This window comes from Aeromonas sp. S9(2024) (assembly GCF_041403185.1).
Classification (GTDB): domain Bacteria; phylum Pseudomonadota; class Gammaproteobacteria; order Enterobacterales; family Aeromonadaceae; genus Aeromonas; species Aeromonas enteropelogenes.
The window spans coordinates 259,772-278,630 of record NZ_JBGLRE010000005.1 but is presented as its reverse complement, the minus strand read 5'-3'; the positions used below and the strand labels follow the sequence as shown (position 1 = coordinate 278,630).

Below are 18,859 nucleotides of genomic sequence, written 5' to 3'. Positions count from 1 at the left end.
CAATGAAAAAGGACCTGTGTCAGGTCCTTCGATAATGCCGTCTGCGATCCGTGCAAACCGGTTTAGAGCTTTTGCTCGTTGTCTCTTTATGGGTGCACTGTTACACACTCGTCCTGTGCTTGCCAAGGCCATGGCACCCAATTGCGCAGTGATCGTACCAGCTGAAACCATATTATTCACCACCCTTTTACCATCGGCTTTGACCAGACGCAAAAACGGGAGCATCAGCTCCCGTTTTTTTCAGGTAATCGGTTTCGTTCAAACCTTGCCGGCGTTTTCCACCGGTTTGGCATACATGGCTCGCCAGATAGCCTTGTGCTCTTCGGGCACCTCGGACTGGCGACTCAGGAAGGCGGCCTGCTCTATGGTATTGGCGTGGCCGGCCACATCTGCCGCCAGGTAGTTGCTGGGGAAGAGCTGGTAGTTGCCCCAGATCGCCTTGTCGATCAGCGCCGCCAACTCGTCCGGATCGCTGAACCCCTCGGTGATGGGAGCGCCGAAGGAGACATGTACCCGCCCCTTCATGCCGACGATGCCGGCAACGATACTCTCGATATCCTCGAACTCGCCCTTCTCGTAGCTGCCGTTGACCGACTTCTCGTAGAGCTCGCGCGCCTTGGCCTTGTCGGTAGGATCCAGCTCGTAGCTGATGCTCACCGGCACGATATTGAGGCTGCGCATGTAGTCGGCAAACTCGATCTTCTGCTTCTTGCCGTCCACGTAGAACATCTTGAGGATGGCCGGATCCGTCTTGTCATCCCCATCCTTGGCACGCCCTTCCTTCTGGGCGATCCAGATGGAGTGCCCCTCGTGCACCGACTGGCCGATATAGGCCGACAGCTCACCGAGGGCCTTCATCATCTCCCGCGGCCCCTTGGCGGAGCGCTTGACGATAAAGCTCTTGTTGAGCTTCATCAGCTCGGTGGCGCAGGGTTTGCGCAGCAGGTTGTCACCGATGGCGATACGCACCGTATCGAAACCATGGGTATAGAGACCCCAGTTGACGAACGCCGGATCCATGGCGATGTCCCTGTGGTTGGAGACAAACAGATAGCCCTGCTCTTTCTTCAGATGCTCGAGCCCGGAGAAGGTCACCCCCTTGGTGGAGGTGGCGATCATGCGGGACATGTACTGGGTCACCCCCATCTGCACCTGATGTACCGTGGTCACCTTGGACCACTTGTAGCGCAATACCTGGCGGATCAGCGGGCGAATGGCCCAGCCCAGCCAGCTCATCAGGGAGCCAAAACGATACTTGGCGATGGCACCGACGAACTCATCATCCTGGATCAGCCGTTCGATGGCGGCGGGCACTTCCTCATCACGGTAAGGGCGAATGTCCGCGAATCTATCTACTTCAGTCACAATGTCAGCCTTGCATGCTAGGGGGGCACGGCCAACCCGAGTTGGCCGGGAAAAAATCAGGGCGCAATTTTACACACTTTTATGGCGAGGGGTATGAGGTGGACGTAGATAGTGAGATCTGACCAGTAAAATGAACGGATGGCCCGCAGGCCATCCGGGGTCAGGCCTCCACGGTGAAGGAGAGCATCATGCCGGTATCCTCGTGCTCCAGCAGATGGCAGTGCGCCATGTAGGCGCGCTCCTTCGGGGCCGGATGGTCGAAGCGCACCAGCACCTCGCTGCGATTTCCCTCTACTCGCACCATGTCCTTCCAGCCGGCACGATGGGGCGCCACCGCCTGGCCGTTCTCCCGCAGGATCCGGAAACGGGTACCGTGAATATGGAAAGGGTGCAGCATCATGTCCCCCTCTCCCGAGATGATCCAGCGCTCGGTCCAGCCCTGTTTGACCGCAAACATCGGCTGGTCCATGACAAATGCCTGACCGTTGATCCGGTTGCCCGTATGCAGATCCAGCGGCTTGGACGCCTCTTTCATATCGGCCATACCATCGTGCTGCATCTTGGCCATCTCGCCGTGCTCCATGCCCTCCATCTTCATGGCGCTCTGTTTGCTGGCATCGCCGTGCGCCATGCTCATGCCCGCCATGGCGCCGTGACCATAGCGTTCCATCAGCGCCTGCATCCCCAGGCGATCCAGTTCGGGATCCATCGACAGGGTCAGGGTGCGGCTCGTTATCCCCTCCAATGCGGGCAAGGTCGGCAGACGGGCCAGGCTGTCCGGCAGCCGCCCCTTGCCCTCGATGAGGGAGGGCTGGATCCGCAGCAGCGGCAGCGCGGCATCGAACGGGGCGAGCGTCATCCCCATCTGGCGTACAGGCAGGCTAACCAGATCGAACGCCTTGCCATTGCGGGCATCCACCATCACCTCGAAGCGCTCCCCCGGCAGCAGCTCGAGCTTCTCAAGCACAACCGGCTCCGCCAACAGGCCGCCATCGCTGCCAATCACATAGAGGGATCGCCCGTCGCTGGTCGCCACCTTGAGGGAGCGGGCATTGCACCCGTTGAGCAGCCGCAGTCGCAACCAGCCCCTGGGGGCGGCATGGCTCGGGAACTCGGCGCCATTGGTCAGCATCAGATCGCCAAACCAGCCGACCGCCGCACTCATCACATCCAGCCGGTAATCGACCTGATCCTGGCCATCGAGCCGCTTGTCCTGCAGCACGACCGGAATGTCATCCAGGCCCCAGCGGCTGGGCAGGGGCAAGCGCTGGCTCTCCTCATCGTCGAGGATGAAGAGTCCAGCCAGCCCCATCGCCACCTGATGGCCGGTCCGGCCGTGGGTATGGGGGTGATACCAGCAGGTGGCCGCCGGCTGCTCGATGCGAAATGCCGCCTGCCACTGCTTGCCAGCGGCAATGGTGGCCTGGGGGCCGCCATCGGCGCTGCCTGGCACCTCCAGGCCGTGCCAGTGGATCGTGGTGGTCTCGGAGAGCTGGTTGTTGACCTGCATCGTCAGCGACTGCCCCTGCCGCGCCCGCAGCGTCGGCCCCAGCAGATTGCCGTTGTAGCCCCAGGTGCGGGTCAGCTGACGCCGCCACTGCATCTGGCCCGGCTGGGCATTGAGCCGGATCACCCCCTGCTCGTCCGGCGCAAGCAGGGCGGGAATCGGCAGGACGGGACGTTCGGCCGCCAATACCTGGTTCCACCAGGGCAAGGCACTGGCCACACCGAGTGCGGTAGAGAGTTTCAGAAAATCGCGACGCTGCATGGATCAATCCTTCTGGTCTGAGACAGACTCTCAGCCTAGATGAGCGCCCAATGGCAAGGTCAAGGGCTGATACACAGACGTGTCTTATTATCCCGGCTCGCCAGCTTGCCACCCGGACGCTTTGCTTTAGCCCAGTGCCAGCGTAACCGCCGCCTCGGCATGGATGGCTGTGGTGTCGTAGAGCGGCACCGCGGCTTTCGTCTCCCCCACCAGCAGGGCAATCTCGGTACAGCCGAGAATAACGGCCTCGGCCCCGGCAGCCGCCAGCCCCTCGATGATGGCCAGATACTCGGCCCGCGACGGCTCGCGGATCTGGCCTTGGCAGAGCTCGTCATAGATGATCCGGTGCACCCGCTCCCGCTGCACCTCTGGAGGAACCAGCACCTCCAGCCCGAAACGCGTCTGCAGCCGCTCCTTGTAGAAGTCCTGCTCCATGGTGAAACGGGTACCGAGCAGCCCGACCTTTTTCACCCCATCTGCCAACAACTGGTGGGCGGTGGCATCGGCGATATGAAGCAGCGGAATGTCGATGGCCGCCTCAATCTCGGGGGCCACCTTGTGCATGGTGTTGGTGCCGATCAGCAGAAAATCGGCGCCACCGGCCTGCACATTGCGAGCCGCTTCCGCCAGCAGACGGGCGGTGGCGGGCCAATCACCTGCGTGTTGCAGCCGCTCTATCTCGGCAAAATCGACGCTGCTAAGCAGCACCCGCGCCGAGTGCAGACCGCCGAGGCGCGCCTTTACCCCCCGGTTAAGCGCCTGATAGTAGCTGACGGTGGACTCCCAGCTCATGCCACCCAGCAGACCGATACATTTCATGGGAACTCCTTATGCGATCCGAGCGCAGCACGGCGGCCGCCATCGCGATAAAAAAGGCCCCGAAGGGCCAACAAGACAGACGGTAAAGGCCATCAGACCTAAATCCAGATCATCAGCACGCAGGCCGCCGTGGCGAGCCCCATGCCGAGGTTGAAACGACGCCAGCCACGGGCGGTGCGGATAAGGCGGCGCACCTGGGCACCGAACAGCACCCAAAAAGCCCCGGTGTAGAGGCCGGTAATAAAGAAGATGGCCAGCACCCAGAGGGCGGACGGCCAGTAGCCCTCCCCCGCCAGGGTGAAGCCGCTGATGGCGGAGAGCGCCATCATCCACGCCTTGGGATTGAGCAACTGCAACATGGCCCCCTGATGGGCCGGGATCAGCGGCCGGTTGCCCTCCGCCGGGCCACTGGCGGTCGCCACCTTCCAGGCCAGCCAGAGCAGGTAGGCCGAGCCGATGAGCTTGAGGCCGTCGTGCAGCAGCGGCACCTTTTCAAACATGACCCCAAGGCCGAGCGCCGTGGCCAGGATCATCAAATTGATCCCCCCCACCACCCCCACCAGCAGGGGCAGGGTGCGGCGAAACCCCTGGGCGGCGCCGGCGCTGGTGAGCAGCATGTTGTTGGGGCCCGGCGTGCCGCAGGTAACCAGGGCAAATCCCGCCAGGGGCAGTAACCAGTTCAGATCCATCTCAACCTCTTGGTGATACAACACATCCGTTATGGAGCAAGCCTCCTAATATGCAGAGCCGGCCCAGCGGCGACAAGGGCACCAACGCACTTATTTGCATTTTTATGCGCGCCTGGCACAGAGATCCAAGGCGCCAGAGAGTCAATACCAGAGCATCACCACACAGAGCGCCGTCAGCAGGCCGAGGGAGCCATTGAGGCGATGCCAGCCCCGTTCCGTGCTGATCCAGTTGCTCAGCTGATGGCCGAACAGCACCCAGACAAAGCAGATCGGAAACCCCACCAGCGGGAAGATCAGCATGATCCCCCACAGGCTCGGCCAGTAGCTGGTACCGGGCAGGCTGAACAGGCTGATGGCGGAGATCCCCATCATCCACGCCTTGGGGTTGAGAAACTGAAAGCCCAGCCCCTCCAGCAGGGTCAGGGGGCGGGAGCGCCCGGCCGGATCGCCGGGGGCGCCGGCCACCGCGATGCGCCAGGCCAGCCACAGCAGATAGAGGCTGCCGAAGATCTGCAGCCCCACCCGCAGCGGCGGCCAGCTCTCGAACAGGGGATAGAGCCCCAGCGCCAGCACCAGTTGCAGCACGGGTTGTCCTACCGCAACCCCGGTCAGGTGTGGCAGGGTGCGACGCACCCCGAAATTGGCACCGGAAGCAGTTAACATTAGATTGTTGGGGCCCGGCGTGCCGCAGGTGAGCAGGGCAAACCCGAACAGGGTGACATACCATTCCATTGTCATCTTTGTACTCCTGAATTGCGGCAAATTGTATCGATACAATTTGCCGTCATTGATTGTTATTAGGTTGAATTTCACGCTATATTGCCGATACATTTCGATCAATGGATTTATTGTCACCATGACAATCTGGACCCCGGACATCACAACCTTCGACGGCCCCCTCTACTTCAAGCTGGTCAAGGCCATCGAGCGCGACATAGCCAACGGCACCCTGCCGGCGCAGACCCGCCTGCCCACCCACAGGGCGTTGGCGGACAGGCTGGGGGTGACGGTTGGCACCATCACCCGCGCCTATGGCGAGGCGGAGCGGCGCGGCCTGCTGGCCGCCCGGGTGGGGCACGGGACCTGGGTCAAGGGGGACAATGAGGATCCGGCCAACGCCTGGGTGATCCGCAAGGAGGAGGGGCATCGCATCGAGCTGTGGCAGAACCTGCCGGTGCAACTGGATCGGGCCGCCATCATCCGCCCCATGCTGGAAGAGCTGGCCGGCGGGGATCTCAACGCCCTGCTCGGCTATGACAAGGAAGCGGGCCAGCCCGGCCAGCGCCAGCTGTTTATCGACTGGCTGGCAGAACAGGGCGTAGCGGGGAGTGAGGATCGCCTGCTGTTCAGCCACGGCGCCCAGCACGGCATCACGCTGGCACTGCTGGCCACCGGCTGCGTGGGGGAGACCCTGTTCTGTGAAGGGCTCAGCTATCCCGGCATGCTGGGCAACGCCCGCCAGCTGAAGAATCAGGTGGTGGGGCTGGCGATGGACGAAGAGGGGTTGATCCCCGCCGCGCTGGAGGCGGCCTGTCGCACCCGCCGTGCCAAGCTGCTCTACCTCACCCCGACCCTGCAAAACCCCACCACGGCCACCATGAGCCTGGCCCGGCGCGAGGCCATCGTCGCCATCGCCCGCCGCCACGATCTGCTGATCGTCGAGGATGACGTCAATGGCCTGCTGCCCCAGACGCCGGTGACGCCGCTGGTCAATCTGGCGCCGGAGCGGGTCATCTATCTCGGCAGCCTGGCCAAGATCGCCTGTGGTGGCCTGCGGGTCGGCTTCACCCTGGTGCCAGGCGCCCTGCGCAGCGCCTTCGCCCAGACGATGCGCCTGTCGAGCTGGATGGTGAGCCCGCTGCTCATCGAGCTGGCCTGCAAGCTGGTGAGCCAACGCCAGATCATGCCATTGGTCGAACAGCAGCGGCAGATCCTGGCACGACGCGGCGAGCTGCTGCGCCACCTGTTGCCGGGGGCGTGCTGGCAGGCGGGATCCATGCATGCCTGGTTGCCGCTGCCCGAGCCCTGGCGCAGCCAGGAGTTCGCCGAGGCCGCCAACGCCCTGGATGTCGGGGTGGCGAGCGGGGAGCACTTCGCCGCCGGCCAGTTTGCCGCCCCGCAAGGGGTGCGCCTGAGCCTCAGCCAACCGGCCACCGACGCCCGCGTCGCCGAGGGTCTGGAGCGGCTGGCCCAACTGCTGCGAGGCACACCGCCCACCAATCCCCTGCTATAGTGGGCCTGCATCCAACAGTCGGCCCAATCACCAAGGAGAGTCCATGCACCCGTTTCGCGCCCCGCTCTTGCTCATCACCCTGCTGCTGGGAGGCTGCGCCTCACCCGCCCATCAACAACTGGGGGCGGCGCTGGACGGGCTGGAGGGGGAGCTGAACCGACTGGAAGAGGAGCTGGCGGCCATGAACGGCCTCCATTACCAGAAGGCGATCGATGCCCCCCTGAGCCTGCGCCGCTACCTGGGCGCCCCTCATCCAACGACCGAGGGGCTGATCCCGATCCGCAGCCAGTTGCAGGACGGCCCCCTCCTTCACTACGACTACCGTTTGCCAGTGGGCATGACGAGCCTGCCGCTGGACACCCCTTGCCTGCGCTACGAATTCGAGCTGCGCCATCTGGGCAGATTGGGCAAGCTGGCGCTGCACTGGCAGGATGCCCAGGGCCAGCAGAGCCGCCTCATTCGCCAGGATGAGTGCCCCTTCTCCCCCAAGGGGCCCGGTCTGCTCTGACATCTGCGGGCCATGTCCACCTCAACCCGAAAACAAAAAGAGCTGCCGAGGCAGCTCTTTTTGCATCACGGCCCAAATTTAGCCGAGGCCGTCATGGTCGAGGACGGATTTCAAGAAATCCTTCCAGCTAATGATGCCGACCAGGGCACCGTTTTCCAGCACCGGCAGGCAGGAGACGTTCTTCTCCAGCATCAGCTTGATGCCGTCCCGCAGCGGCAGGTTGGGGGCGACGGTCACCAGCTGGCGGCTCATGATCTGGTGAGCACGGCGGTTGAGGGTCTCGGTGTCGCGGCTCATCTCGGCCTCGGAGTCGAGATAGGGGCTGATGGCGCGAAACAGATCCCGGTCCGAGATGACGCCGACCAGCTCCTCCTCCTCCAGCACCAGCAGATGGCGAAAGTGAGCCTGCTCGAAGATATCCTTGATGACCCCGAGCCTGTCATCCATGGAGACGGTGGCGACCCGGGTCGTCATGATGTCCCTGATATGCAGCATGCTAGCCTCCACCATCCTGATTGATAGTTCTGTTATGACATGTTTTTGCGGCGCCAGCCAGTAGCAGGCCCGCACCTCAAGTGCAAACCGGCGCCATTTCACGTAAGATCCGCGCCAGTTTTTCTCCTCCATTTTTGAGCAAGCAGATCCCACCCATGATAGTTGCCAGTCAAATCGAACTGATCCGCGGCGGCCGCAAGCTGCTGGACAACGCGTCCGCCACCATACACCCGGGCCACAAGGTGGGCCTGGTGGGCAAGAACGGCTGTGGCAAGTCCACCTTTTTTGCACTGGTACGGGGGGAGCTGGCCATCGACAGCGGCACCTTCAGCCTGCCCGCCGGCTGGCAAATTGCGGGGGTCGCCCAGGAGACCCCGGCGCTGGAGTGCTCGGCCCTCGACTATGTGATCGACGGTGACAGGGAGTTTCGCGCACTGGAAGCCCAGCTGGCCCAGGCCGAGCAGGATGACAACGGCCTGCTGGTGGCCGAGCTGCACAGCAAGCTCGACACCATAGGCGCTTACAGCATTCGCGCTCGCGCAGCCGAGCTGCTGCACGGCCTCGGCTTTGGTGACGAGCAGCTCGCCTCGCCGGTACGCAGCTTCTCCGGTGGCTGGCGCATGCGTCTCAACCTCGCCCAGGCATTGCTGTGCCGCTCCGATCTGCTGCTGCTCGATGAACCGACCAACCACCTGGATTTGGACGCCGTCATCTGGCTGGAGAAGTGGCTCAAGGGCTATCAGGGCACCTTGGTGCTCATCTCTCACGACCGCGACTTCCTCGACTCTGTGGTGGGCCGCATCATCCATATCGAGAACGGCAAGCTCAACGAATACACTGGCGGCTACTCCGACTTCGAACTGCAACGCGCCGAGCACCTGGCCCAGCAGCAGTCGATGTACGAGAAGCAGCAGCGCGAGATGGCCCACATGCAATCCTATGTGGACCGCTTCCGCTACAAGGCTTCCAAGGCCCGTCAGGCCCAGAGCCGCCTCAAGGCCATGGAGCGGATGGAGAAGATCCTGCCCGCCCACGCTGACTCCGAATTCAGCTTCGAGTTTCGCGAACCCTCGGCCCTGCCGACCCCGCTGATTGCCATGGAAAACCTCAGCGCCGGTTACGGCGACAAGGTGATCCTGGAGAAGATCAAGCTCAACCTGGTACCGGGTTCCCGTATCGGCCTCTTGGGTCGCAACGGCGCCGGCAAGTCCACCTTTATCAAAATGCTGGCAGGCTCCAACCCGCCGCTTTCGGGCAAGCTGGAAGTGAGCGCCGGGGTGAGCATCGGCTACTTTGCCCAGCATCAGCTGGAGACTCTACGCCTGGACGACAGCCCCCTCGATCACCTGGTGCGCCTGGCCCCGGACAAGACCGAGCAGGAGCTTCGCAACTATCTGGGCAGCTTCGGCTTTCACGGCGACAAGGCGCTCGACAAGGTGGCCCCCTTCTCCGGTGGCGAGAAGGCGCGACTGGTGCTGGCCCTCATCACCTGGCAAAAGCCCAACCTCTTGCTGCTGGATGAACCGACCAACCACCTGGATCTGGAGATGCGCCACGCCCTGACCATGGCGCTGCAAGGGTTCGAGGGGGCCATGGTGGTGGTCTCTCACGACCGTCACCTGCTGCGCACCACCACGGATGACTTCTATCTGGTGCACGGTGGCCGGGTCGAGCCGTTCGACGGCGATCTCGACGACTACCACAAGTGGCTCGGCGAGCAGGAAAAAGAGGCCAACGCCAAGCCGACTGATGCCCCCGCAGCCGCCAACTCGGCGGTGGCGCGCAAAGACCAGAAGCGGCGCGAGGCGGAGTTCCGGCAAGCGACCAGGCCGCTGCGCCAGAAGCTGGAGAAGCTCGAAACCAGCATGGAGAAGCTGCAGGGCAAGCTTGCCGAGATCGAGACCCGGCTGGCCGATCCGGCCATCTACGAAGAGAGCGCCAAGGGCAAGCTGTCCGAGTTGCTCAAGTCCCAGGGCCCCATCAAGGAGGAGCTGGAAAACGTCGAGATGGAGTGGATGAGCCTCTCCGAGGAGCTGGAAACCATGGAGCAAGCCTTCCTTGCGTAATCTGTCACTGGTGGCGAACGACGCGGTCGCCGAACACGAACTGCCGGGCCCGCTCGATTTCTGGCACTGGAGCGGCGAGGTCTATGGCGCACGCAGCCAGGACTGGCTCCAGGTGCAGGAGCTGGGGGGCTGCGTCAATCTGGCGCTCTTGCTGCATCGGCTCGATCAATGCGGGATCCCGGTCGATCTCACCGACCTGCAACCAGCCCTGGTGCAGACCGAGGCGGTGCTGACCCCCTGGCGCGCCCTGCGCAAAAGCGCCAAAGCGCGAGTCGGCGAGCAGGAGTATCAGGCCATGCTGGCCCACGAGCTTGAGCTGGAGCGGCTGCAGCAGGGGGTGCTGCTGCAAACCCTGCGCGAGCTTTCCCTCTACCGGGGCAAGAGCCACAATTTGTTGAACTATCTATCGTTACTGGGTGCCCAGCAGGGCCCCCTCAGAGATCTAATATGCTGAGCTATCGCCACGCCTTTCACGCCGGCAACCATGCCGACGTGCTGAAACACGCCGTCCAGGCCCTGATCATCGAGTCCCTCAAGAAGAAGGAAAAACCCTTCATCGTGCTGGATACCCATGCCGGCGGCGGTCTCTACGACCTGCGCGGCGACTGGTCCCAGAAGAAGGCGGAATATGCCGACGGCATCGGTCGGTTGTGGAACGAGCGGGCCCAGTGGCCGGCCATGGCACCCTATCTGGACGTCATCGCCGACATGAATGTCGATGGTCAGCTGCGCTACTACCCGGGTTCCCCCGAGCTGTCGCGCCGCCTCACCCGCGAGCAGGACAAGCTGGCGCTGATGGAGCTGCACAACAACGAGGTGGAGGATCTGCGCGCCAACATGGGGTACGACCCGCGCGTCGCCGTTCACCACCGCGACGGCTTCGAGGGGCTGGTAGCCCTGCTGCCCCCTACCCCGCGCCGCGGCCTGGTGCTGATCGACCCGCCCTATGAGCTCAAAGAAGACTACTTCGCCGTGGTCGATACTCTGAAAAAAGCGCAAAAACGCTGGGCCACCGGCATCTACGCGCTCTGGTATCCCATCCTGGGGCAGGAGGCGGACAAATCCCGCGACATGCTGCGCGCCATCAAGCGGGAGAACTTCGGTAACGTCCTGGTGGCCGAGCTGGAAGTGGCCGGCCAAACCAGCGATTGGGGTATGAATGGCTCAGGGATGCTGATCATCAGCCCCCCCTGGATGCTGGATGAGCAGATTGAAGCCTTCTTGAAACCCTTGTGCGCCAAGCTGGCCCAGGGCGCCGGTGCCCAGTACAAGGTGGAGTGGCTCAACAAGGTGGAAGAGTAACCGCCTGAAAAACAGGAAAACCGACAAGGGCCTGCCATTGCAGGCCCTTTTTATTGGCAGGATCGGCGGGCTGCACGGATGCCATGGCTGGCAATCAGGGGCCGGTGGGTCTGTCCAGGTGCAAGACCAGCAACAGCAGGGCCAGCAGACCCAAGGGCGGAAACAGGGAGAGCAGAGCGCAGAGAGTGGCGATCAGGGCGGGACGCTCGCTTCTGCGACGGGCCAGCCAATAGGCCATCCCCCCCACGATGATCATCAGCAACAGTATGCCCTGTCCCAGCAGGGTGGCGTTGATATTCATATGCATGAAAGCTCCTTTTTCATGGCAAAACATCACTTTAGCGCGGCAACAGTTCAAGGCAAGCCCCAGTCTGGCAACAAGACATTTGATAGGCATTCCCTATCCAACCATTAGATGAGAATAGTTTTCATTTAATGGCATTCCGGGCGATACTGCCAGCATCACCAGAGGGAGCCGCCATCATGAAAAAGACCATCAGCTTTGCCGCCCTGCACTTCACCGTTGCCTTTACCCTGGCCTATCTGCTGACCGGCGAGCTGCTGACCGCCAGCCTGATCGCCCTCATCGAACCCGCCGTCAACACGGTCGCCTTCTACTTTCACGATGTCGCCTGGCACAAGTTCAAGCCCAGTCACAGCCTGCAGGCCAAGACCAGCAGCTTCGCCCTGGTGCACTTCTCCGTGGCCTTCGGCGTCGCCTTCCTGCTGAGCGGCGAACTGCTCACCGGCGGGGTGATGGCGATGATCGAACCCACCATCAACACAGTCGTCTTCTTCTTCCACGAGCGGCTGTGGCGTGCCCGCCAGCAGCTGGTGCTGGCCTGACCCCAGGCTCCGGGCTTTACGCGCCAACCCATGCCGTCAGCGCCAAAAAAGCGCTCGGCGGCATGAGGGCTTTTGTGTTTTAGTGAAGCGGTATCTCTCTTTTCAGGAACCGCTTCGATGACCCCGCTCAAGACTCTGCTGCTTGCCCCCTTGGCACTCTTGCCCCTGCTGGCCAGTGCCGCAACCCCCTCGTTCGATTGTCACAAGGCCTCGGGAGCGGTCGAGACGCTTATCTGCAAGGATGCGAAACTGACGGCGCTGGACAATGAACTGGCCGACCTCTATCACAAGGCGATCACCCAACTCTCCCCCGAGCAGCGCAAGACGGAGCAGGCGACCCAGCGTGGCTGGATCAAGGGGCGCAACGAGTGCTGGAAGGGGCAGGATCTGCGCCAGTGCGTCGAGGATAACTACAAGCTGCGGATCGCCGAGCTGCAGGTCACCGGTGGCCAACTGATGGTCACGGCTCCCGTCTTCTACCGCTGCGGCGACCAGCTCATGCTGGAGACCTATTTCTATCAGGATGCCAAGGTACCGGTGGCCGTCCTCAACCTGAGTGAAGGCAATCGCCCGCCACTGCAGACCATCGCCTATCAGGAACCCAGCGCCAGCGGCGCCCGCTATGAAGGGCAGAACATCAGCCTGTTTACCAAGGGGGACGAGGCCAGACTGGAGCGTTTCGGCCAGCCGGCGCTCGCCTGCAAGGTGAGCACGGCGCAAGGCAAATAACGCGATCTGGGGGCCGGCCACCGTTTCACCCTGACGATGCCGGCCCCGTTATGTGCTAGATGGCGATATCCAGCGCCTTGCCTTCCCGCACCACCCGCACCTTGAGGGACCCCGCCTTGCTCTGGTTCAGCAGATCCCGCACCCTGTCTATCTGTATCGGGTGATAGGGCACGCCGTTGATCTGCTCGATGACGTCGCCATTTTTCAGGCCAAACGGCGCCAGATCCCGCTCGTCGTTGTAGTAGACCTGCAGATGCTGACCGTCGAAGCGCACCGCAATCTGGCGCAGGTTTGGCTGCACCTGCTGCGCCAGCGTCTCTGCGTCATAGCAGAACATCATGCGCCCAGGGATGATGGCAAAGCGCTTGAAGCGGCTCACAAAGTCCATGCCGAGGGCATACTTGTCGTTGTCATTCTCCGACACCCGCAGCTGACCGAGGGGACGGCCGTCAAAATGCAGGCCGGTGATAACATGATCGCCCAGATCCTGCATGCCGCTCGCATCGACCCCCTTCATCGGCGTCGAACCATCCTTCAACAGCGCCTGCTGCTCGGCCATATGGCCGATAAAGCTGCGATCGACATAGCTCTGATCGGCCCCGGTATCGAGGAGCATTCGCAGGCTGCCCTCGCCCTGGGTCAGGTAGAGCGCCGGTGAACGGTTGTAGCTGTCGTCATAACCGATGCAGCGCTCGAACCCGGCCGCCGAGGGGGCCGACGACCAGGCGCTGATCTGGTGCTGCTCCTGATCAAACACCCAGTTGAAGCGACGTATGACCTCTATCCCGAGCACCCCGTCGATGCGCGTGCCAAGGGATTGGGAGATGAGCGAAAAATCCATGGTGCCCCACAGATCACTGTCATCGATCGTGACCGAGCCAACCGAAAAGGGCACCGGCTGTACAAACCCGAAATGTTCACTCTCAATCTGGCCCGAGACGCTGACCATATTGGCAAAATCGGCCTGGTAGGCGCGGGGCAACTGACTCAGGGAAAGCGCCTTGAAGCGGCTGGCAATGCGGCGATCGAGCACGGTGATGCTGGCGCCGGTATCGAGCAGAAACTGGTACTGCTCACCGGCGATGGTGACAGGCACTATGGGGCTACGCTCGTAAGAGACGGCCAGCACGGGCTGGGACTTGCTTGCTGCATGGGCGGTATCCGGGGTACTGCAACCCTGGGTGCCAAACAGGGTCAAGATGGCGAGCGCCACTGCTTTTCGCTGCAATGTCATAAGACTCCTTTGCGATAGACAATGTGTCTGCGCCTCCCCCAACTACAGCACCAAACACAAACTATCCTGTTGATTTATATGTAAATAAACCAGGTTTTACGGGGCAGTCGACAATAACAAAGTGTTTTATGCCGACTCAAGCTGATTATGACCCCTCACCATCCAGGGATCTGGCAAGCTCATCCCCCGAGTCCCCACCCCGCCATCGTTCACCTCACCCTATCGATTAATTTATTGATCCTGCTCAGGAAACCATCATCCCACTCTTCTCTCCCCGGCTTCGCTCGCTAACATAGCCGTTTGGCAACTGCCTCTCGGAGTCACCCATGAGCCTGGCCAACCCAACAGCGCAGGTTAAAAACAGCAGACTGGAGGCTGTCATTCAGGGGCGGTAGCCTTGCTGGCGATAATCATGGTCAACACCCTCACTGTTTTCTATACAGTCGTAATGTTGCACAAAAAGAAGAGGTCAAGCGAATACGTTCAACTTCAAAGGAGTAAAGGTAAGCGATTGATTTAAAATATTATTTTTCGCATCCCATATCAGACAGGTGCGGAGTTAGATGGAAGTCGGTATTAATGTGTTAGTACCGCCTTCCATCTAATCACTGTTATAACCCTAGGAGGTATTTTGGAAAATTTAGTTCAGCAGTTATTTGACTACGGACCGAATGAATTATTCAATGAGTATGGGAAACCACTACACATGGATGAAAAATATTTTATTAATTATCACTATGGATATATAAAAGATAGAGAGCAAAGCCTAAAGAAAAAAGTTAAGTGTATGTACCCTGGGTGTAACAAGAAACCAATTCTGTCACATTCAATACCAAAATCTGCAACTCTAGGCAAAATCGCAGATAGCGAAGGTTATGTGATTACCCCAAAATTTAGAGGCAAAGAATATACGGAAGATAGAATAAGTATAAATCAAGCATCTGTATTTCCGGGTTTTTGTACATTACATGAAAGAGATTTTGATGGGTTTGAAAAAAGTGGTGACTATCGAGACGAATCAATCGTTTTGCAGAACTTTCGTGTCATCTGTAAGTATTACAATAGATGGTTAAGTGTAAAAAGATCATTTGAAAAGGCGAAAGTCAAGTATGAGAAAGAAATCTTCGATTACTATGCTTACCATCTCGACAAAATAAATGCCCTTAGACCTAGCCCAATCACAATTAAAAAAATTGCTGATGAAGTGACAAAGCATATAGATGCACAGTTGTCCCTAATCGATTATATGATAGCAAAAGTACACAATGAAGACTTTTATCCATATGTAATGACTTTATCAGGCAAAGAAGATCTAACACGAGTTATGTTAGTTGAAATTGATGTTTCACTTCCATTATGTATTGCGGGGAAAAGCGAATTTGAGACAGATGGAAAGAAATATACTGTTCATTTATCTCTGTTTCCATCAGATGATAAAACGACTTTGATATTTTCATATAATAGTGAATTTGAGCAGTGCTTTAGAAAAGAATTCTCAAAATATACGAATGATAAAGATGTTATTTTATTCGTTGAGTCTTGGATGATTTATGGCACAGACGATTGGTTCATTTCACCTTTTGAGTGGAATAAATATAGCAATATCAAGAAAAATAGAATTCTAAATGAACTAAAAATCGAGGATTATTACCCCTCAAGAAGATTGGATTTTAGGATATTTGAATAGTAGGGTTATAACAAAGCATTTAAGAGTGATTCTCAACGCTTGGCATTTTTCATTCCATCGTTGAGTTCAGTGTTTACAGTGGTATGGTTGAGTTTAGTGGTAGCGTTGCTCACACCTTAATGCAGCGTTAGCTCTAATATGGAAAACTAAGTATGGAAAAAATTATGAGCTCTCCTAGGGTTCGATTGGCGATAACATTGTTATTAACTATCCTGATAGGAGTTTTTTCGAGCCTGTTGGCTACGGAGATTGCACCTGGTGGAGAAATTAACTATAAGCTAGTGAATGATGCTGTTTCCTTTTGGGTATTGCTACTGCTCAGTGGTACTTGGGTTTATATACATGTAGCGTTTCTGAAGCATGATGAGAATATCCTCAAGTTCACCGATGATGCACACTGTATCGGTTACATCAGAAAAACGAAGCTTGATGCTTTTGCTGCACTCGTTAAGAATGACCCTCAACAAGCAAACCTGATTAACGCTACAGATTTGCTTAAGGAATTAAAGGTTAAAACAAAATGAATTTACTAATTTCTGAACAATGTGCTAACGAGTTAAAAAGTAACAAGTTTAATGTTTCGGTTAATGAAGTTTCAAAGATTTTATCTAGTTTAAACCCTCAGACATTTAGACAAAGATCAGACGTTGAAAGGGTGTCTGGGACTGGAGAAGAAATCTACGTTTTACGCTACAAATCTCTTCGTATGTTTTTTACATTTAGCAACAATGATTTGGTACTAATGAGTACAACGAGTTATTAAAGCTAACAATCTGTTTAAGAGCGATTCGCAACGCTTGGCATTTTTGCTATGCGTTGCGTTTAGTATTTAAGGTTAAAGAAATTAGGACACCCACCATTATGAGCGCCGCGTAGTGAATCTTCCCTATCAGACGAGGGCGGGCACGGTATTGCGACCCCCTGCAAGCCGCTGAGGCGAGTTGAGCGGGTCAGTAGTGCCGTGATGGTCACCACAGGGGCGAAAGGTCAGCCAGCTTCGCCCCGTTGAACAGGCGAGCGCCTTCGCAAGGATAAAGCCATCGCAGAAGACCCCCACCCCAATCCTCTCCTTGGCAGGGAAGGGTGTCACTCTGCGACAACGCAGCCTCCAACTCCCCGGTGCAATGCGCTGCGCTTATTGCACCCTACCCCACAATACCCCGTTACCCACCACCCCACTCCCGCAGGGCGGGCGACATCCCGGTAGCACCAAGCCGCCAAGCTTGCTCTCCTGGCCATAGCAAAGGAGCCCGACCGGGCTCCTTTTTCGTTCTATATCTGGAATCGCTCCACCAACCGATGCAGGGTACGGCCCGAGTCGGCCAGCTCCGCGCAGGTATGGCGGGTGGCATCGGCCCCCTCGCTCAGCTCGGCCACGATCTGCTGAATGGCCACCAGATTGCGGTTGATCTCCTCGGTTACCGCGTGCTGCTGCTCGGCGGCGCTGGCGATCTGCAGGTTCATGTCGTTGATGGTGGTAATGGCGCTGCTCATCTCGTCGAGGTTGGTCACCAGGGCGCCGGTCTCGGCCAGGGTATTGCTGTGGCGGGCCTGACTCTCGCTCATCAGGGAGCCGGCTGTGGTCACCATCTGTTGCAGCCGCTGCAGCATGGTGCCGATCTCGACCGTGCTCTGCTGGGTGCGGGAGGCAAGCTGGCGCACCTCGTCGGCCACCACGGCAAAACCGCGCCCCTGCTCGCCGGCCCGGGCCGCCTCGATGGCGGCATTGAGCGCCAGCAGGTTGGTCTGATCGGCAATCCCCGAGATAACCCCCACCACGTTCTGGATCTGATCCGTCTCCCGGGTCAGGGTGCCTATCTGTTCGTGGATGGCGTTAAGGTCGGTGATCAGGGTGTCGATGCCATCCATGGCGCGGGTGATCACCACCCGGGTCTGGCGTGACAGGTTGTCGGCACTGCCGGTGGCGGCCGCCGCATCGCCGGCGTTGCCCGCCACGCTGTGGGCGGTGGAGCTCATCTCTGTCATGGCGGCCACCACCTGCTCCGTCTCCCTGTGATGGGAACCCATGCGAGAGAGATAGTCGCCGGACTGGCGCTGCAGGGTCTCAACCGACTGGTAGACCCGATCCGAGGCCGATGTCACCTGCTCTACCAGATGGTGGATCTTCTCGATAAAGCCGTTGAAGCTGCGGGCGAGATCGCCCAGCTCATCCCCCTGCTCCAGCTTGAGGCGGCGGGTGAGATCCCCCTCGCCGTGGGCGAGATCGTGAAAACTCTCCACCAGGGTCTGGATCGGCCGGGTAATGGAGCGCGACACCCAGAGGCCGCCAACGATGGCAAGCAGGGTTAGCAGCAGCGAGGTGAGCAGGGTATCGCGCATGGTGATGGCCAGTTCGGCCTCCCCTTCCTCGCGGGCCCTGGCCACCGCATCGTCGATGTCGTCGATATAGAAACCGGTGCCCAGCACCCAGCCCCACTGGGGCAGCAGCACGGCATAGCCGAGCTTGGGCTGCTCGCTCCCCTTGGAGGGCTTGTCCCAGATAAAGCGCGAATAGCCGTCGCCACTCTCGGCCGCCTTGATGATATCGAGGATCACCTTGTTGCCTTCGCTGTCGGTCATGCCGGAGAGATCCTTGCCCTCCAGCGCCTGCTTGATGCCATGGGCGATGTTGATCCCCCTGGTGTCGTAGACGTAGAAGTAGCCGTCCTCGGCATAGCGCAGGGTGCGCAGTATGCCCTTGGCCTGCTCGCGGGCCTCGGGACTGTCCTGACTGAGCAGATGAGCGATGGCGGTCTTGGCCATCAGCACGTGTTCGGCCAGCGCCACCTTCTTCTGCTCGAGGGCACTGGTGCGGTAACGATCGAGCTGATCCGTCAGGGACTGCTGTGCGCGCCACCAGATCCCGACATTGAGCAGCAGGGCCATCATCAGAATGGGGACTATGGCCAGGGTCAGGGTCTTGCCCCTGATGGAGAGGTGTTTCATCTGCGTAGACATCCTTTGTGCAAGCGTTTGCTGGATATCATAAAAGACTTATTTATCAGTGACTGTTAACAAGATCATGGCTTTGGCCGCTGGCCACTTTTCAAACCCGCAGCAAGCTCGGAGCGCACGCGCCCCCGGCCCCCCATACAACCTTCTGGCAGGGGCAGGCCAT

General features: G+C 59.2%; 18 protein-coding genes. 9 read left to right on the top strand and 9 right to left on the bottom strand.

All coding sequences use genetic code 11. The annotated features are described in order from the left end of the window. Positions 1-258: 258 nt before the first annotated feature. From ACB028_RS11100 to ACB028_RS11080, 5 genes are all read right to left on the bottom strand, one after another. Positions 259-1,365 carry a 1-acyl-sn-glycerol-3-phosphate acyltransferase gene (locus ACB028_RS11100; RefSeq protein ID WP_026456055.1) on the bottom strand — a complete coding sequence of 369 codons (1,107 nt, stop codon included), beginning with the start codon at positions 1,363-1,365 and terminating at the stop codon, positions 259-261. 160 nt (positions 1,366-1,525) lie between these two features. Continuing rightward, positions 1,526-3,133 (bottom strand): multicopper oxidase CueO, encoded by a 1,608-nt coding sequence (cueO, locus tag ACB028_RS11095; protein WP_371144289.1) that lies wholly within the window; start codon positions 3,131-3,133, stop codon positions 1,526-1,528. A gap of 126 nt (positions 3,134-3,259) precedes the next feature. Then, entirely contained in the window at positions 3,260-3,952 is a 693-nt protein-coding gene (locus ACB028_RS11090) for an aspartate/glutamate racemase family protein (RefSeq protein ID WP_371144288.1), read from the bottom strand. Positions 3,953-4,050: 98 nt separating this feature from the next. Then, positions 4,051-4,641, bottom strand: coding sequence for a LysE family translocator (locus ACB028_RS11085; protein WP_042071285.1), 591 nt, complete (start codon positions 4,639-4,641; stop codon positions 4,051-4,053). A gap of 141 nt (positions 4,642-4,782) precedes the next feature. Continuing rightward, positions 4,783-5,379, bottom strand: a complete 597-nt coding sequence (locus ACB028_RS11080) for a LysE family translocator (protein WP_371144287.1) — start codon at positions 5,377-5,379, stop codon at positions 4,783-4,785. 118 nt (positions 5,380-5,497) lie between these two features. Between ACB028_RS11080 and ACB028_RS11075 the strand changes: the two genes are divergently transcribed. Both ACB028_RS11075 and ACB028_RS11070 read left to right on the top strand, forming a co-directional pair. Continuing rightward, positions 5,498-6,874, top strand: a complete 1,377-nt coding sequence (locus ACB028_RS11075; RefSeq protein ID WP_371144286.1) for a PLP-dependent aminotransferase family protein — start codon at positions 5,498-5,500, stop codon at positions 6,872-6,874. 43 nt (positions 6,875-6,917) lie between these two features. After that, a complete protein-coding gene (locus ACB028_RS11070; RefSeq protein ID WP_371144285.1) occupies positions 6,918-7,382 on the top strand; it encodes a hypothetical protein in 465 nt (154 codons plus the stop codon). A gap of 78 nt (positions 7,383-7,460) precedes the next feature. Here the strand turns inward: ACB028_RS11070 and ACB028_RS11065 are convergent, their stop codons facing one another. Further along, positions 7,461-7,877 (bottom strand): CBS domain-containing protein, encoded by a 417-nt coding sequence (locus tag ACB028_RS11065; RefSeq protein WP_371144284.1) that lies wholly within the window; start codon positions 7,875-7,877, stop codon positions 7,461-7,463. 155 nt (positions 7,878-8,032) lie between these two features. Between ACB028_RS11065 and ACB028_RS11060 the strand changes: the two genes are divergently transcribed. From ACB028_RS11060 to ACB028_RS11050, 3 genes are read left to right on the top strand one after another with little or no spacing between them, the layout of a single operon-like run. Next, complete coding sequence (locus ACB028_RS11060; protein ID WP_371144283.1) at positions 8,033-9,943, top strand: ABC transporter ATP-binding protein; 1,911 nt, start codon at positions 8,033-8,035, stop codon at positions 9,941-9,943. Continuing rightward, positions 9,936-10,397, top strand: a complete 462-nt coding sequence (locus ACB028_RS11055; protein ID WP_223379006.1) for a DUF2390 domain-containing protein — start codon at positions 9,936-9,938, stop codon at positions 10,395-10,397. The genes ACB028_RS11060 and ACB028_RS11055 overlap by 8 nt, the downstream gene beginning before the upstream one ends. After that, complete coding sequence (locus ACB028_RS11050; RefSeq protein ID WP_371144282.1) at positions 10,391-11,245, top strand: 23S rRNA (adenine(2030)-N(6))-methyltransferase RlmJ; 855 nt, start codon at positions 10,391-10,393, stop codon at positions 11,243-11,245. The genes ACB028_RS11055 and ACB028_RS11050 overlap by 7 nt, the downstream gene beginning before the upstream one ends. Positions 11,246-11,339: 94 nt before the next feature. On the opposite strand, the gene ACB028_RS11045 is transcribed toward ACB028_RS11050, so the two are convergent. After that, positions 11,340-11,546: a hypothetical protein gene (locus ACB028_RS11045; protein ID WP_371144308.1), complete on the bottom strand. Its 207-nt coding sequence runs from the start codon at positions 11,544-11,546 to the stop codon at positions 11,340-11,342. A 182-nt stretch (positions 11,547-11,728) separates the two neighbouring features. On the opposite strand from ACB028_RS11045, the gene ACB028_RS11040 reads away from it, so the two are divergent. Then, the gene (locus ACB028_RS11040; protein ID WP_026456048.1) at positions 11,729-12,091 is read left to right on the top strand and encodes a DUF2061 domain-containing protein; all 363 of its coding nucleotides are present in this window, start codon (positions 11,729-11,731) and stop codon (positions 12,089-12,091) included. A gap of 117 nt (positions 12,092-12,208) precedes the next feature. After that, complete coding sequence (locus ACB028_RS11035) at positions 12,209-12,820, top strand: MliC family protein (protein WP_371144281.1); 612 nt, start codon at positions 12,209-12,211, stop codon at positions 12,818-12,820. Between the two features lie 55 nt (positions 12,821-12,875). On the opposite strand, the gene ACB028_RS11030 is transcribed toward ACB028_RS11035, so the two are convergent. Further along, on the bottom strand, positions 12,876-14,054 hold the full coding sequence (locus ACB028_RS11030) for an aspartyl protease family protein (RefSeq protein ID WP_371144280.1): 1,179 nt from the start codon (positions 14,052-14,054) through the stop codon (positions 12,876-12,878). A 631-nt stretch (positions 14,055-14,685) separates the two neighbouring features. Between ACB028_RS11030 and ACB028_RS11025 the strand changes: the two genes are divergently transcribed. Beyond that, positions 14,686-15,741, top strand: a complete 1,056-nt coding sequence (locus ACB028_RS11025; RefSeq protein WP_371144279.1) for a hypothetical protein — start codon at positions 14,686-14,688, stop codon at positions 15,739-15,741. 152 nt (positions 15,742-15,893) lie between these two features. Beyond that, a complete protein-coding gene (locus tag ACB028_RS11020; protein ID WP_371144278.1) occupies positions 15,894-16,265 on the top strand; it encodes a hypothetical protein in 372 nt (123 codons plus the stop codon). 748 nt (positions 16,266-17,013) lie between these two features. Here ACB028_RS11020 and ACB028_RS11015 read toward each other — a convergent pair. Continuing rightward, the gene (locus ACB028_RS11015) at positions 17,014-18,687 is read right to left on the bottom strand and encodes a methyl-accepting chemotaxis protein (RefSeq protein ID WP_371144277.1); all 1,674 of its coding nucleotides are present in this window, start codon (positions 18,685-18,687) and stop codon (positions 17,014-17,016) included. Between the last annotated feature and the right edge of the window lie 172 nt (positions 18,688-18,859).